The sequence below is a fragment of the Bradyrhizobium oligotrophicum S58 genome (genome assembly GCF_000344805.1).
Taxonomy (GTDB): domain Bacteria; phylum Pseudomonadota; class Alphaproteobacteria; order Rhizobiales; family Xanthobacteraceae; genus Bradyrhizobium; species Bradyrhizobium oligotrophicum.
The window spans coordinates 5,969,284-5,983,596 of the sequence record NC_020453.1 but is presented as its reverse complement, the minus strand read 5'-3'; the positions used below and the strand labels follow the sequence as shown (position 1 = coordinate 5,983,596).

Below are 14,313 nucleotides of genomic sequence, written 5' to 3'. Positions count from 1 at the left end.
GCCTCTCCGTCTCGATCATGTGGGTCCATCGATCTGGCGCAGCACATGGTGCTGCACCTTGCCGAGCGCGGTGCGCGGCAGATCGTCGACGAAGACGATGTCGCGGGGCACCTTGAAGCGCGCAAGCTGCGACTGCAGATGCGCGCGCAGCGTCTCGGCGTCGAGCGAACAGCCCTGGCGCTTGACGACGAATGCCACCGGCACCTCGTCCCAGCGCGGATCCGGCCGGCCGATCACGCCACACTCGACGACATCGGGATGCTCGCCCAGCACCCGCTCGATCTCGGCCGGGTAGACGTTCTCACCACCGGAGATGATCATATTGTTTTTCCGCTCGAGCACGAAGAAGTATCCCTCCGAGTCGCGCTGGGCGATGTCGCCGGTGCGGTACCAGCCGTCCTGGATCGCCTGCTGCGTGGCTTTCGCATTGCCCCAATATTCGAAGAACACGTTGGCACCGCGCACCGCAATCTCACCCGCTGTTCCAGCAGGAACCTCGTTGCCATCCCGGTCGATGATCTTGGCCTCGCAGCACAAACCGGGCAGGCCGGTCGAGCCGGTGCGCGAGACATCGCCGCCGAGCCGGGTGTAGATCGCAATCGGGCAGGTCTCGGTCGAGCCATAGACCTGCAGCACCGGCACGCCGCGCGCGGTGATGCGATCGATCAGAGCCGGCGGCACGATGCTGGAGCCGGTGGAGACGGCCTTGAGCGACGACAGGTCGGCGGTTGTCCAGCCCGGATGCTCGGTGACGGCCTGGATCGTCGCAGGCACCAGCACGGTGAGCGTCGGCCGCTCGGTTGCGATCGCTGCGAGCGTGGAGTCCGGCGTGAAGCGCGCGTGCAGCGTCACGGTGGCGCCGTGCTGCAGCGCCGGCGTGGTCTGGATGTTGAGGCCGCCGACATGGAACAGCGGCAGCACGGTCAGCACGTGATCGTCGGAGGTGAGGCCATGCATGTGCTGGCTCATCACGCCGTTCCACAGCAGCGCCTCCTGGCGCAGCACCGCGCCCTTCGGCCGGCCCGTGGTGCCCGAGGTGTAGACGATCAGCAGCGGGCAGGTGAGATCGATGTGCGGGTTGCGGTCGTCGCCATGGCCGCGCGCCAGCAACGCGTCGATTGTGAAGCCGCGAGGCGGCGCGAAGTCGATGCCGACAGGCACCGTCTCCGGGTGGCTCTCCGCCAGTGCTGGCAGCACCGGCGCGAAGGCCTGCTCCAGTACGAGCACCTTGGCCGCCGCATCCGACAGGATGAAGACCTGCTCGGCCACCGCGAGCCGCCAGTTGAGCGGCACCAGGATCGCGCCGAGCCGCGCGCAGGCATAGAGCACGACCAGGTAGTCCGGCCGGTTCAAGCTGAGGATCGCGACGCGGTCGCCGCGGCCGACGCCGAACTCGGATTTCAGCGCCCGCGCCATGTCAGCGATGCGGTCGCTGAACGCAGCATAGCTCAGCGTCGTGCCTTCGAAATGGATCGCCGGCTTCTCAGGCGTGAACGCGGCGTTGCGTTCGATCAGGCTGCAGAGGTCCACGCTCAGTCGTCCGTCTCGCCGGGCTCGTACAGCGCCTCGCGGCCGATGCGGTCCAGGCAAAGCTCGGCGGTCCAGGGCAGCATCAACGAACCGCAGCGGCTGTCGCGATAGATCCGCTCCAGCGGCAACGTCTTCAGCATCGACTGGCCGCCGCAGGTGCGGATGGCGAGCGCCGCGAGCTCATTGGCGCCCTCCATCACCGAGTACTGCGCCGCATAGGCGCGCAGCACCTGCTCCTTGCTGGGATTGGCGCGAGCCTCGGTGACGGCCTGGAACCAGATGCCCTTGATCTGCTCCAGCTTGATCTGCATCTGCGCCACGGCGATCTGCTTGGTCGGATACATCCGCCGCTTGACCGGCGGCATGCCCGGCACCTCTCCGCGCAGATATTTGAGCGTGAAATCATAGGCGGCCTGCGCCAGGCCCATATAGGTCGGCGACAACGTCATGAACATGTGCGGCCACCGCATCGCCGCCTGGAAGTAGACGCCGCGCGGCATCAGGGCCGCGTCCTCCTCGACGAAGACATCCTTGAACAGCAGCGTGCGCGAGACCGTGCCGCGCATGCCCAGCGGGTCCCAGTCACCGACCACCGACACACCCTCGGTTTTCGCCGGCACAGCAAGGTAGAGCGTGTTGCGGCGGGATGCCTTCTCGCCCTCGCTGACCTCCGTGCACAGCACGCCGTAATAGTCCGCATGTCCCGCAAGCGATGCGAAGATCTTCTTGCCGTTGATCAGCCAGCCACCCTTCACCGGCTTCGCCTCCGTGCCGAAGGCGACGCCGCCCGCCGCGGCCGCGCCGCCCTCCGAGAACGGCTGCGAGTAGATCGCGCCGTCGTCGATGATCCGCTTGTAGTGGATGGCGCGCCGGCGCTCATGCGCCGCCCGCATCTCCTCATCCATGTCGAGATCGTCGGCGAGCGGGCCCGACCACAGGGTTGAGCAGACGTGCATGTTCCAGGTCAGCGCGGTCGCGCCGCAATAGCGGCCGATCTCGGCAGCGGCCAGTGCATAGGTCTGGTAGCCGGCGCCGAGACCGCCCTGGGCTTTGGGAACGGAGATGCCGAGCAGCCCCGCGCGGTGCAAATCCTTGTAGTTCTCGGTCGGAAAAATCGCATCGCGGTCATAGCCCGCGGCGCGGCCCGCGAGCACGCTCTGGCCGATTTCTCTGGCGCGGGTGATGATGTCGGCCTGCTCGGCCGTGAGCCTGTAGGCCCCGCGGTCGAACATCGGCGCATCGAGCGCCTGACCTGCAGCGGTTGCCGTCTTCTGGACCTGAATGGTCATGATGCCTCCACAGCGGCTGTCGTTGCATGCGTTTTCAGAAAGAACGCGAGCGCCGCGTTGAACTCTTCAGGGCGCTCGAGATTGACGAGATGCCCGGCGCCCTGAAGCTCCACATAGTCAGCCCCGGGGATGAAGCTCGCCATCTTCTCCATCATCGGCGCCGGCGCGTTGCGATCTTTCGAGCCCGAGAGGACCAAGGTCGGCACCTTGATCTCCTTCAAGGCCTGTCGCCGGTCGAAGCCGAGTAGGGCCAGCATGCTGGCGCGATAGCTCGCTTCGGGCACGCCCGCCATGCACGCCGTCGCAAGCGCAAGACCCGCAGGATCGGGATCATCGCCGACCAGTTCCCTGACCAGATCGGGTGCCAATGATGCCATCGTCGCGCCGCGGTCCAGCGGGCCGAGGCGAGCTTCGATGAAGGATTTCTGCCAGTCGCCGTCGCTCTTGCCGAACGCCGGACTCGTTTGTGCCAGCACCACGGCGGCTGCAGATTGTCGGTGGGTCATCAGCCACTCCTGCACGATCATCCCGCCGATGGAATGACCGACCACGATCGGGGCATGGGCATCGATCTGGATCAGGAAGTCCTGAAGCGCGTCCGCAAGTGTGGTGATGCTGATGCTATCGAGCCGAGCGGATCGACCATAGCCAGGCATGTCCCAGGCGACCGCATGATAGTGCTCACCGAAATGTTCGAGCTGGCCGCGCCATGCGAGCGCCGCACCGCCGATGCCGTGCAGGAAGACGATGGTCTGCCGCCGCGGCTCGCCGGCTGCTTCATAGCCGAAGCGGCCGTCCGTCGTGGTCAGGATTTGCGAAGCAGGCACGCAGACCTCCGAGGTGTGCCTCCAACGGCAACGTTGCTCGCGCGAGGCTCATGAACGCTAGCCGCGACAGGCCGGGTGTCAAGCCGCTTCGGGCGCGTTGTTGCAAAAATTTGAAGTTTAAAATAACTTGGAGATTGCGACGGTGTCGCAAGGGACGAGGAGGCGCACGGATGTCGGGACTGCCTGCAGCAGCGCACGCGATGGTCACTGGCGGCGGCCGCGGCATTGGCCGCGAGATCGCGCGGGCCTTGAAGCTCGCGGGCGCAACCGTAACGATCGTCGGCCGCAACGGCGCAACGCTCGATGAAGCCGTCGCGCAAGGCTGCGCCGATCATGCCGCGATTGCCGACGTCGCCGATCGGGACGCGCTCGATGCCGCAGTTGATGACGCAGCCGCACGGCAGCCGATCGACATTCTCGTCGCCAATGCCGGAAGCGCGGAATCCGCGCCCTTCCTCAAGTCCGATGCCGCGCTGTTCCGCCGCATGATGGACATCAATTTCATGGGCGTCGTGCATGCCGTGCAGGCGGTACTGCCGGCCATGAAGGGCAGACCTTACGGCCGGATCGTCACGGTGGCGTCCACCGCCGGCCTCAAGGGCTATCCCTATGTCAGCGCCTACACGGCCGCGAAACATGCCGTCGTCGGTCTCACGCGCTCGCTCGCTCTCGAGTTGGCCACGACGTGCGTCACGGTGAACGCGGTATGCCCCGGGTTCACCGACACCGATCTTGTTGCCGACAGCGTCGACAACATCATGAAGAAGACCGGACGCAGCCGCGAGCAGGCCGTTGCCGAACTCGCCAAGCACAATCCGCAGGGGCGCTTGATCGCACCGCAGGAGGTGGCAGACACCGTGCTGTGGCTGTGCGGCACCGGTGCGGGTGCGATCACGGGGCAGGCGATCGCGGTGGCCGGCGGCGAGGTTTGAGCCGCAACGGCCAATCAGAACAGTCGAAGAGAGGGAACTATCATGTCGAGACCGGCCAATCCCGTCACCGTGCCGCTGGCGGACTACAAGCCCAGCCATTTCCTGCTGACGGTCAAGGACCGCGTTGCGACGGTGACCTTGAACCGGCCCGAGCGGAAGAACCCTCTGACGTTCGAGAGCTATCGTGAGCTGACTGATTTCTTCCGCGCCTGCGCCTTCGATGACGACGTCAAGGTGATCGTCGTAAGCGGGGCCGGCGGCAATTTTTCGTCCGGCGGCGACGTGTTCGAGATCATTGGGCCCCTGGTCAAGATGGACACCAAGGGCCTCACCGCCTTCACCCGAATGACCGGCGATCTCGTCAAGGCGATGCGCGCCTGTCCGCAGCCGATCGTCGCCGCCGTGGAGGGCATCTGTGCCGGCGCTGGCGCCATTGTCGCCATGGCCTCCGACATCCGGCTGGCCGCGACGGGCGCCAAGGTGGCGTTCCTGTTCAACAAGGTCGGTCTCGCCGGCTGCGACATGGGCGCGTGCGCGATCCTGCCGCGCATCATCGGTCAGTCCCGCGCTTCCGAGTTGCTCTATACCGGCCGCTTCATGAGCGCGGACGAGGGTGAGCGCTGGGGCTTCTTCAGCCGCATTGTCGCGCCAAGCGAGGTGCTGGCGCAGGCGGTGGTCCTGGCGACCGAGATCGCGAACGGACCGACCTTCGCAAACACCATGACAAAGCGCATGCTGGCGATGGAATGGGCGATGTCGGTCGAGGAGGCGATCGAGGCCGAGGCAGTTGCCCAGGCCTTGTGCATGACAACAGAGGATTTCAACCGCGCGTTCGAGGCCTTTGCCGCGAAGTCCAAGCCGGTCTTCCGGGGCAATTGACTGGAAGAAGGAACCGAAGGGGCTTGCCAGGATATATTTTAGGTTTAAAATAATTTCCGTTGGCTCGGCACCCTTGCGGAGGCGCTCATGAAGATCGCGATCATTGGCGGCGGACCCGCCGGTCTCTACGCGGCGATATTGCTCAAGAAGCAGCGGCCGAGCGCCGACATCGCGGTCTACGAACGCAACCGCGCCGACGATACGTTCGGCTTCGGCGTGGTGTTCTCCGACGCCACGCTCGACAATTTCGAGAAATACGACCTTCCGAGCTACCAGCGTATCACCCAGGAGTTCGCCTACTGGGATGACATCGCCGTCCACTTCCGCGGCACGGTGCATCGGGTCGGCGGCAACGGCTTCTGCGGTTGCTCGCGCCGCACGCTGCTGACGATCCTGCAGGAGCGCGCGCGCGAGCTCGGCGTCACCTTGCAGTTCGAGGTCGATATCGACAACGAAGCGCTGTTCGCGGATGCCGATCTCGTCCTGCTGTCCGATGGCATCAACAGCCGCTTTCGCGAGAAGCATGTCGACCATTTCCAGCCCGAGGTCGACCTGCGCGCCAACAAGTTCGCCTGGATGGGATCGACCAAGCCGCTCGATGCCTTCACCTTCATCTTCCAGGAGACGGAATGGGGTCCCTTCATCGCCCACGCCTATCAGTATGAGGCGGGGCATTCGACCTGGATCTTCGAGACTGATCCCGAGACGTTCGCGCGCGCTGGCCTGACCGGGTTGGACGAGCGGCAATCCGCCGACCGGATGAAAGAGATCTTCGGCTGGTTTCTCGGCGACCATCCGCTGCTGATCAACCGCTCGATGTGGCGCAATTTCCCGATGATCCGCAACAGGCGCTGGGTCAAGGGTAACATGGTGCTGCTCGGCGACGCCAAGTCGACCGCGCATTTCTCGATCGGCTCCGGCACCAAGCTCGCCATGGAGGACGCCATCGCGCTCGCAGACGCGATGCAGCGCGCGCCCGACATTGCTGCCGCACTCGATCTGTACGAGCATGGCCGTCGCGAGGAGGTCGAGAAGACCCAGCATGCGGCCGACGTGTCGCTGGTCTGGTTCGAGCATCTCGACCGGTTCTGGGATTTCGATCCGGTGCAGTTCGCCTTCGGCGTCATGACGCGCTCGAAGGCGATCACCTACGACAATCTCACCTTGCGCGCGCCGGATTTCGTGGCGGAGGTCGACAAGGCTTTCGCGCGACAGGTTCGTGCCAGGGGTTTCGACGTCGATGTCGATCAGCCTGTCGCGCCGATGTTCCAGCCGCTCAAGCTGCGCGAGATGACGATCGCGAACCGCACGGTGCTGTCGCCGATGTGCATGTACTCGGCCGAGGAAGGGGTGCCCGGCGACTTCCACCTCGTGCATTACGGCTCGCGCGCGATCGGTGGCGCAGGTCTTCTTTTCAGCGAGATGATCTGTGTCAGCCGCGACGCCCGCATCACGCCGGGCTGTGCCGGCCTGTGGAACGACGCGCAGGAAGCCGCCTGGAAGCGCATCGTAGATTTCGTTCACGCCAACTCGCAAGCCAAGTTCGTGCTGCAGCTCGGCCACGCCGGACGCAAGGGCGCGACCAGGCTGATGTGGGACGGCATGGATCGTCCGCTGGAGCAGGGCGGCTGGGATGTCGTGTCGGCATCGCCACTGCCGTATTTCCCTGATAGCCGGGTGCCGCGCGAGCTTGATCGCGCGGCAATGGACCGCATCAAGGCCGACTTCGTCGCTGCAACCGCGCGCGGCGAACGTTGCGGCTTCGACATGCTCGAGCTGCATTGCGCCCATGGCTATCTGCTGGCGAGCTTCATCTCGCCGCTGACCAACAAGCGCACCGACGAATATGGTGGCGCGCTGGAGAACCGGCTGCGCTTCCCGCTCGAAGTGTTCGCCGCGATGCGCGCGGCGTGGCCGGGGCATAAGCCGATGTCGGTGCGCATCTCCGCGACCGACTGGGCCGAGGGTGGCATCACCGGCGACGATGCAGTGCTGATCGCCCGCGCCTTCGCCGAGGCGGGCGTCGATCTCGTCGACGTCTCGACCGGCCAGACCGTGCGCGAGGCGCAGCCGATTTATGGCCGCATGTTTCAGACGCCGTTTTCCGATCAGGTCCGCAACGAGGCCCGTGTCGCGACCATGTGCGTCGGCAACATCACGTCGGCCGATCAGGTCAACACGATCCTCGCTGCCGGCCGCGCCGATCTCGTCGCGCTCGGCCGCCCGCATCTGGTCGATCCCTCCTTCACCATGAAGGCTGCCGCCTGGTATGGCGCCGACACGTTCTGTCCGCCGCAATATCTGCCGGGCAAGGAGCAGATCTTCCGCAACAGCGTGCGCGATCGGCAGGACTTCGAGGAGCTGAAGATTAAGGCTAAACCGAAAACGCGGGCGGAGCTGAAGGCCGAGGCTGCGAAGCCGCTTGCGGCGGAGTAAGGCTCCGTGCCACGCTGTTGTCCGGAACGTCCGGTGTGAGTGGAGTAGGGCGCGATGAAGGCGATCATCGTTGGCGGCGGTATCGGCGGTTTGACCACGGCCCTGATGCTGCGGGCGCGAGGCATCGATTGCGAGCTGTTCGAGCAGGCGGATACGATCCGCGAACTCGGTGTCGGCATCAACACCCTGCCGCACGCGATCCGCGAACTCGCCCAGCTCGGGCTGCTCGACCGGCTCGATCAGGTTGCGATCCGCACCTCCGAGCTGTTCTATCTGACCCGGCGCGGCCAGGAGGTCTGGCACGAGACACGCGGTCTGGACGCCGGCCACGACGTGCCGCAATTCTCGATCCATCGCGGCCGGCTGCAGAGCGTGATCCATCAGGCAGTGATGGAGCGGCTCGGACCGGAGAAGGTCCATACAGGCTGCCGGCTCGGATCGTTCACCCAGGACGAGGGTGGGGTCACCGCTTACTTCTTCGACCGCACGGGTGCTCATGTCCACACTGTCCGTGGCGACGTCCTGATCGGCGCCGACGGCATCCATTCCAAGGTCCGGCAGACGCTGTTCCCCAATGAGGGCGCACCGTGCTGGAACGGTCTGATGCTGTGGCGCGGCGCCACCGATTGGCCGGTGTTCCTGACCGGGCAGTCGATGATCATCGCCGGCGGTCTCAACGCCAAGGCCGTGATCTACCCGATTGCGGAGGGGTCGAGCCCGGCGAGCCGCCTCACCAATTGGGCCGTGCTGGTGCGGATCGGCGATGCCAACACCACGCCGCCGCGGCGCGAGGACTGGTCGCGGCTCGGCAAGGCCGACGAACTGATGCCGCACGTCAACGGCTTCTCCATTCCCCAGGTCGACTTCGCCGCCATGGTGCGCGCGACTCCGGAGTTCTGGGAGTATCCCTGCTGCGACCGCGATCCGCTGCCGTATTGGTCGAGCGGCCGCGTCACCTTGCTGGGCGACGCTGCCCACCCGATGTATCCGGTCGGCTCCAATGGCGCCTCGCAGGCCATTCTCGACGCGCGTGCTCTGGCCGATGCGCTTGTTCGTTCCGAGCACCCCCGCCAGGCGCTGATGACCTACGAGCAGAAGCGGCTGCCGATGACTGCCGACATCGTTGCCGCCAACCGCCGTGGCGGCCCCGAGGGCGTGATCGATGCGGTCGAGCAGCTTGCCCCGCAGGGTTTTACGGACATCAACACCATCCTCAACTACGAGGCCCGCGAGGGCATCGTGCGCGGCTATGCGAGCCGGGCCGGCTTTGCCGCGCGGATGGTCACGCGGCAGGCTTCGTAGCGTAGGCTCAAGAGCACCGTTCGCGCGGCTGCCCCTCGCCCCACAGCCCTCTCCCCGTGAAGAACGGGGAGAGGGAGCGCACCGTTTGCCGCGCGATGGCTCGTAAGCCCAGGGTTGATCTGACCTATGCCCCCGGAGGCGGGGGCAGGAAGTGGATGTTGTGCTCGGCGGCGAGCTTGACGACGTCGTCGGGGTTCTGCTCGCGCATGTTGTGGATCGCCCAGAACAGGTCGTAGAGGCGGCGCGTCGGCGACACCCAGAACAGCGTCTTCGCGGTCTGCTGCGACTTGTTGAAGATGCCGTGCGGCTTGCCCATCGGCAGCCGCACCGTATCGCCGGCGGTCGCATATTCCTCGGCGCCGTCGAGGAAGAAGTCGAGCCGGCCTTCGAGGATGTAGAGATACTCGTCCTGGTCAGGATGGATGTGTGGCGGCACGAAGGTGCCGACCGGGAACGTCGCATGCCAGGAGAAGCTGTGCTCGGTGCGGCTCTTCGGCACGTAGACCTGGCCGAGGATGTTCCAGGAGATGCCCTGGATGCCCTCATTGGCCCGGGTGATGCCGGCAATTTCCGGATGGTTCATGTTGGTTTCGCTCCCTGTCGTTACTTGGCCACGCAGTCCTTGGCGTAGCGATCGCCGTAGCTCTCGAACACCTTCTGCACGATCTCGGTCTGGAATTTGCCGTCAGGGCGCTTGGCGACCTTGGTCAAATAGAAGTCCTGGATCGGATAGCCGTTGGTGTTGAACTTGAAGCCGCCGCGCAGCGAGGTGAAGTCGGCCTTCTTCAATGCGCCGGCCACCGCGTCCTTGTTGGCGAGATCGCCGCCGACCGCCTTCACGGCGCTGTCGATCAGGAGCGCAGCGTCATAGGCCTGCATGGCGTAGGTGCCGGGCACGCTGTTGTAGGCGGCTTCATAGCCGGCGACGAACTTCTTGCTTTGCGGATTGTCGAGATTGGGTGCCCAGTCGGCGCCGCCGAACATGCCGACCGCGGCGTCCTGCTGCGCGGGCAGGGTGGATTCATCGACGGTGAAGGCCGACAGCACCGGGATGGTGTCGGCGAGGCCCGCCTGCTTGAACTGCTTCACGAGGTTCACGCCCATGCCGCCCGGCATGAAGGTGAACACGGCGTCGGGCTTCTGCGAGGAGATCTTGGACAGCTCGGGCTGGAAGTCGAGCGTGTTGAGCGGAACGTAGGATTCCTCGACGATCTCGCCCTTGTAGTCGAGCTTGAAGCCCGCGACGGAATCGCGTCCCGCCTGATAGTTCGGCACCAGCAGGTACATCCGCTTGTAGCCGCGATCCTGCGCGACCTTGCCGAGGATCGCATGCACCTGGTCGTTCTGGTAGGAGGTCACGTAGAAGAACGGGCTGCACTCCTTGCCGGCATAGCTGGAAGGGCCGGCATTCGGGCTGATCAGGAAGGTCTTGTTCTCGGTGACCGGGCGATGGATCGCCTGCAACATGTTGGAGAAGATCGGTCCGACGACGAAGTCGACCTTGTCGCGCTCGAGCAGGCCCTTGACCTTAGTGATCGCAGCATCCGGCTTCAACTCGTCGTCGGCGACGACCACCTCGACCTCGCGGCCGCCCATCTTGCCGCCGAGGTCCTTGATCGCGAGATTGAAGCCGTCCCGGACCTGCCCGCCGAGCGCGGCGGCTGGCCCTGACAGGGTGACGATGACGCCGATCTTGATCTTGTCGGCGGCCAGCGCCGGCTGCGCCATCACACAGGCGATCACGCCAAGACCGGCCAGCTTCGAACTCACTTTCATGACAACTCCCCCGGGATGCGGAAATTCAGGTTTATGTTTTTCACCTGACCGAATGATGGGTCAGACCGCAGCTTGGTCTCAAGCCTAGTCCGATCACGCCCTCAGCCGCAAGCGAGCCGCTTGCGGAAAGGGCAGTTTCGGCCTCATGCAAGCGCCGCGCCAATTGCTTGAAGGTTAAAGGAAGTTGCCGCGCCTCGTTCTACGCTGGACGAAGGTACGTTTTTCCTTGCTCCCGGAAGCTCCTGAAGGCCACACTCGCGGGCCTCGCCCGAGGTGGCTGAACGTTGCGCAAGTGATTCCGTCATGACTCTTGATTCCGAGACCAAGGCCGTCGAGCTGCCCGAAGACCACGCCGATGAGCTGCGGCTGTGGCTGCGGCTGCTCACCTGCACGACGCTGATCGAGGGCGAGATCCGCGGCCGGCTGCGCGAGCGCTTCGATGTCACCCTGCCGCGTTTCGACCTGATGGCGCAGCTCGACAAGGCGCCTGACGGCATGACGCTGTCCGACGTTTCCAAGCGCATGATGGTGTCGAACGGCAACGTGACCGGGCTGGTCGAGCGCCTGGTCGAATCCGGCCATCTCGATCGCCGCACCTCCGACACCGACCGCCGGGTCCAGGTGATCCGGCTGACCAAGCTCGGCCGTGCCGAGTTTCGCAAGATGGCGGCCGAGCACGAGACCTGGATCGCGGACATCTTCGGCGAGCTGACCGAAAAGGATGTGCGCGAGTTGATGCGCCTGCTGGCCAAGACCAAGGGATCGGCGCAGAAGGCCGTGCAGCGCCGGCAGGATTGAGGCGAGGGGGGCGCACCGGTCGGGCCACCCAGCTATCGCGCACAGCAAACGCTCAAACAATTTGCGGGCAGTGCACAATCTTCGGCTCTCTTCCGCTCTTGCGTCCGAATGTTTTAAGTCTAAAATGTTTAGGACTGAAACGTGCCGGGCGTTCTTCCCTTCAGACAGGAGCGTGTGATGGCCACTGCCGCCAAGGCCCAGCAGCCGGAGAGCACCAACGCAGCGGCGCATAGCGCCCACGTTGATACGTTCGCGCAGGATCACCTGCCGCCGCGCGAGCTGTGGCCCGATTTCGTCTTCAGCCGGCCTGAATTCCAGTATCCGCCGCGGCTCAACTGCGTCACGCATTTCGTCGATCGCTGGGTCGCGGAAGGGCACGGCGATGCGCCCTGCATCATCAGTACCGAGGTCAGCTCCACCTATCGCGAGCTGCAGACGTTGGTGAACAAGATTGCCAATGTGCTCGTCGACAAGCTCGGCCTGGTGCCCGGCGGCCGCGTGCTGCTGCGCTCCGCCAACAATCCGATGATGGTCGCGACCTATCTCGCCGTCATCAAGGCCGGCGGCATCGTCGTCGCCACCATGCCGCTGTTGCGCGCGAAGGAACTGTCCTATCCGATCCAGAAGGCGCAGATCGCACTGGCGCTGTGCGACGGCAAGCTGGCCGACGAGATGGAAAAAACCCGCGCGGTCGCGCCGGCGCTGAAGCAGGTGGTGTACTGGGGCAACGGCCAGCCCGACGCGCTGGAAGCGCTGATCGCCGACGCAAGCCCCGGCTTCACGGCCGTCGATACCGCCTCCGATGATCTCTGCCTGATCGCCTTCACCTCCGGCACGACGGGTGATCCGAAAGGCACGATGCATTTCCACCGCGACATGCTCGCGGTCTGCGACGGCTATGCCCGCAACGTGCTGCGTGCCGACCAGAGCGATCGCTTCATCGGCTCGGCGCCGCTCGCCTTCACCTTCGGCTTCGGCGGCGTGCTGTTTCCGATGCATATCGGCGCGTCCTATGTCGTGCTCGAAAAGACGACGCCGGACGACATGCTGGCCGCCATCGAGCGCTATAAGGCGACCGTCTGTTTCACCGCGCCGACAGCCTACCGGGCCATGATCGGCAAGCTCGACGGGCGCGACATTTCCTCGCTGCGCAAATGCGTCTCGGCCGGAGAGACCCTGCCGAAGCCGACCTTCGACGCCTGGCTCAAGGCCACGGGGTTGAAATTGATGGACGGCATCGGCTCGACGGAGATGCTGCACATCTTCATCAGCGCCGTCGAGGATGAGATCCGTCCGGGCGCCACGGGCAAGCCGGTGCCGGGCTATGAGGCCAAGATCGTCGACGATGACGGCCGCGATTTGCCGCCGGGTACGATGGGGCGGCTCGCGGTGCGCGGGCCGACCGGCTGCCGCTATCTGGCAGACGAGCGCCAGCGCAAATATGTTCAGAACGGCTGGAACGTCACCGGCGACACCTACGTCATGGATGAGGACGGCTACTTCTGGTACCAGTCGCGGTCGGACGACATGATCGTGTCCTCCGGCTACAACATCGCCGGCACCGACGTCGAGGCGGCGCTGCTGACGCATCCGGCCGTTGCCGAATGCGGCGTAGTCGGCGCTCCCGACGAGGCCCGTGGCATGGTCGTGAAGGCCTACGTCGTGCTGGCGGCGGGCGCGGAGGGCACCCCGGCGCTCGTGACCGAGTTGCAGGAACATGTCAAACGCGAGATCGCGCCGTACAAATATCCGCGCGCGATCGAGTTCGTGACGCAGCTGCCCAAGACCGAGACCGGCAAGCTGAAGCGGTTCGCCCTGCGGCAGATCGCGCAAGCTGCCGCCGCGCCGTCCGGCGCGGCAGCCTAGGACAGACAGGGAGAGACGTTCGTGAGCACGACCAAAGCGCCCACGCTCGCCGTGGTGAATCCGGATGACGCGGCGGGTCTGCGCGTGCTGCAGCCGAGCGGCTGGCCGATGCCGAAAGGCTATGCCAACGGCATCAGCGGGGAAGGGCGCATCGTCGTCACCGGCGGCGTGATCGGCTGGGACGCAAATGAGAAGCTCGCCGATGGATTCGTCGCCCAGGTCCGGCAGGCGCTGGAGAACATCGCCGCGATTCTGGCCGAGGGCAACGCCCGGCCGGAGCATCTGGTGCGGCTGACCTGGTACGTCGTCGACATGGACGAGTATCTCGGGAATCTGAAGGAACTCGGGAAGATCTATCGCGAGATCTTCGGCGCTCACTATCCGGCGATGGCGCTGTTGCAGGTGGTGCGGCTGGTCGAGAAGGCGGCGCGGGTGGAGATCGAGGCCACAGCGGTCGTGCCTCGCTGAACGCCGCGTCCAGGACGGCGCCTCGACTGGCTTCGATTTTGCGAAGGTCCCTCGCGCCCTCCGGGCTTCGCGTGAACGGGAGGACAATGGGGAAACGCACACACGCCGTCTCCTTCTCGCGGCGCTGATGCGCCCGAGCTGTGCTGATCGTTTACCCCCAAAAATCGAGGGCGCAGGGAAGACCGGGCGTCGGCTGACGCCCATGGCCCC

12 protein-coding genes are annotated in these 14,313 nt (G+C 65.2%); 7 read left to right on the top strand and 5 right to left on the bottom strand.

Annotation, left to right across the window (positions count from 1 at the left end):
• Positions 1-15: 15 nt before the first annotated feature.
• From S58_RS25880 to S58_RS25870, 3 genes are read right to left on the bottom strand one after another with little or no spacing between them, the layout of a single operon-like run.
• Complete coding sequence (locus tag S58_RS25880) at positions 16-1,530, bottom strand: class I adenylate-forming enzyme family protein (protein ID WP_015668347.1); 1,515 nt, start codon at positions 1,528-1,530, stop codon at positions 16-18.
• Between the two features lie 2 nt (positions 1,531-1,532).
• Complete coding sequence (locus S58_RS25875; protein ID WP_015668346.1) at positions 1,533-2,819, bottom strand: acyl-CoA dehydrogenase family protein; 1,287 nt, start codon at positions 2,817-2,819, stop codon at positions 1,533-1,535.
• Positions 2,816-3,646 (bottom strand): alpha/beta fold hydrolase, encoded by an 831-nt coding sequence (locus S58_RS25870; protein WP_015668345.1) that lies wholly within the window; start codon positions 3,644-3,646, stop codon positions 2,816-2,818. Before S58_RS25870 ends, S58_RS25875 begins: the two co-directional genes overlap by 4 nt.
• 170 nt (positions 3,647-3,816) lie before the next feature.
• On the opposite strand from S58_RS25870, the gene S58_RS25865 reads away from it, so the two are divergent.
• The 4 genes from S58_RS25865 (at position 3,817) to S58_RS25850 (ending at position 9,195) form a co-directional block, all read left to right on the top strand.
• Entirely contained in the window at positions 3,817-4,578 is a 762-nt protein-coding gene (locus tag S58_RS25865; RefSeq protein ID WP_015668344.1) for an SDR family NAD(P)-dependent oxidoreductase, read from the top strand.
• A gap of 42 nt (positions 4,579-4,620) precedes the next feature.
• Positions 4,621-5,457, top strand: a complete 837-nt coding sequence (locus S58_RS25860; RefSeq protein WP_015668343.1) for an enoyl-CoA hydratase family protein — start codon at positions 4,621-4,623, stop codon at positions 5,455-5,457.
• Positions 5,458-5,544: 87 nt separating this feature from the next.
• Complete coding sequence (locus S58_RS25855) at positions 5,545-7,893, top strand: bifunctional salicylyl-CoA 5-hydroxylase/oxidoreductase (RefSeq protein ID WP_015668342.1); 2,349 nt, start codon at positions 5,545-5,547, stop codon at positions 7,891-7,893.
• Between the two features lie 54 nt (positions 7,894-7,947).
• Positions 7,948-9,195, top strand: a complete 1,248-nt coding sequence (locus S58_RS25850) for a flavin-dependent oxidoreductase (RefSeq protein WP_015668341.1) — start codon at positions 7,948-7,950, stop codon at positions 9,193-9,195.
• Positions 9,196-9,319: 124 nt separating this feature from the next.
• On the opposite strand, the gene S58_RS25845 is transcribed toward S58_RS25850, so the two are convergent.
• Positions 9,320-9,778 (bottom strand): cupin domain-containing protein, encoded by a 459-nt coding sequence (locus tag S58_RS25845; RefSeq protein ID WP_015668340.1) that lies wholly within the window; start codon positions 9,776-9,778, stop codon positions 9,320-9,322.
• Positions 9,779-9,798: 20 nt separating this feature from the next.
• Positions 9,799-10,971, bottom strand: a complete 1,173-nt coding sequence (locus S58_RS25840) for an ABC transporter substrate-binding protein (protein ID WP_015668339.1) — start codon at positions 10,969-10,971, stop codon at positions 9,799-9,801.
• Between the two features lie 303 nt (positions 10,972-11,274).
• Here S58_RS25840 and S58_RS25835 point away from each other — a divergent pair, with 303 nt between their 5' ends.
• The 3 genes from S58_RS25835 to S58_RS25825 all read left to right on the top strand — a co-directional run bounded on the left by S58_RS25835 (position 11,275) and on the right by S58_RS25825 (position 14,103).
• Positions 11,275-11,769 (top strand): MarR family winged helix-turn-helix transcriptional regulator, encoded by a 495-nt coding sequence (locus S58_RS25835; protein ID WP_009026164.1) that lies wholly within the window; start codon positions 11,275-11,277, stop codon positions 11,767-11,769.
• A gap of 177 nt (positions 11,770-11,946) precedes the next feature.
• Entirely contained in the window at positions 11,947-13,635 is a 1,689-nt protein-coding gene (locus S58_RS25830) for a benzoate-CoA ligase family protein (protein ID WP_015668338.1), read from the top strand.
• Between the two features lie 21 nt (positions 13,636-13,656).
• Positions 13,657-14,103: a RidA family protein gene (locus S58_RS25825; RefSeq protein WP_015668337.1), complete on the top strand. Its 447-nt coding sequence runs from the start codon at positions 13,657-13,659 to the stop codon at positions 14,101-14,103.
• Positions 14,104-14,313 lie beyond the last annotated feature (210 nt).

Excerpts from the sequence above, each read along its gene's own strand:
- S58_RS25875 (WP_015668346.1), bottom strand. The coding sequence starts at position 2,819 with ATGACCATTCAGGTCCAGAAGACGGCAACCGCTGCAGGTCAGGCGCTC.
- S58_RS25865 (WP_015668344.1), top strand. The coding sequence starts at position 3,817 with ATGTCGGGACTGCCTGCAGCAGCGCACGCGATGGTCACTGGCGGCGGC.
- S58_RS25860 (WP_015668343.1), top strand. The coding sequence starts at position 4,621 with ATGTCGAGACCGGCCAATCCCGTCACCGTGCCGCTGGCGGACTACAAG.
- S58_RS25855 (WP_015668342.1), top strand. The coding sequence starts at position 5,545 with ATGAAGATCGCGATCATTGGCGGCGGACCCGCCGGTCTCTACGCGGCG.
- S58_RS25850 (WP_015668341.1), top strand. The coding sequence starts at position 7,948 with ATGAAGGCGATCATCGTTGGCGGCGGTATCGGCGGTTTGACCACGGCC.
- S58_RS25845 (WP_015668340.1), bottom strand. The coding sequence starts at position 9,778 with ATGAACCATCCGGAAATTGCCGGCATCACCCGGGCCAATGAGGGCATC.
- S58_RS25840 (WP_015668339.1), bottom strand. The coding sequence starts at position 10,971 with ATGAAAGTGAGTTCGAAGCTGGCCGGTCTTGGCGTGATCGCCTGTGTG.
- S58_RS25835 (WP_009026164.1), top strand. The coding sequence starts at position 11,275 with ATGACTCTTGATTCCGAGACCAAGGCCGTCGAGCTGCCCGAAGACCAC.
- S58_RS25830 (WP_015668338.1), top strand. The coding sequence starts at position 11,947 with ATGGCCACTGCCGCCAAGGCCCAGCAGCCGGAGAGCACCAACGCAGCG.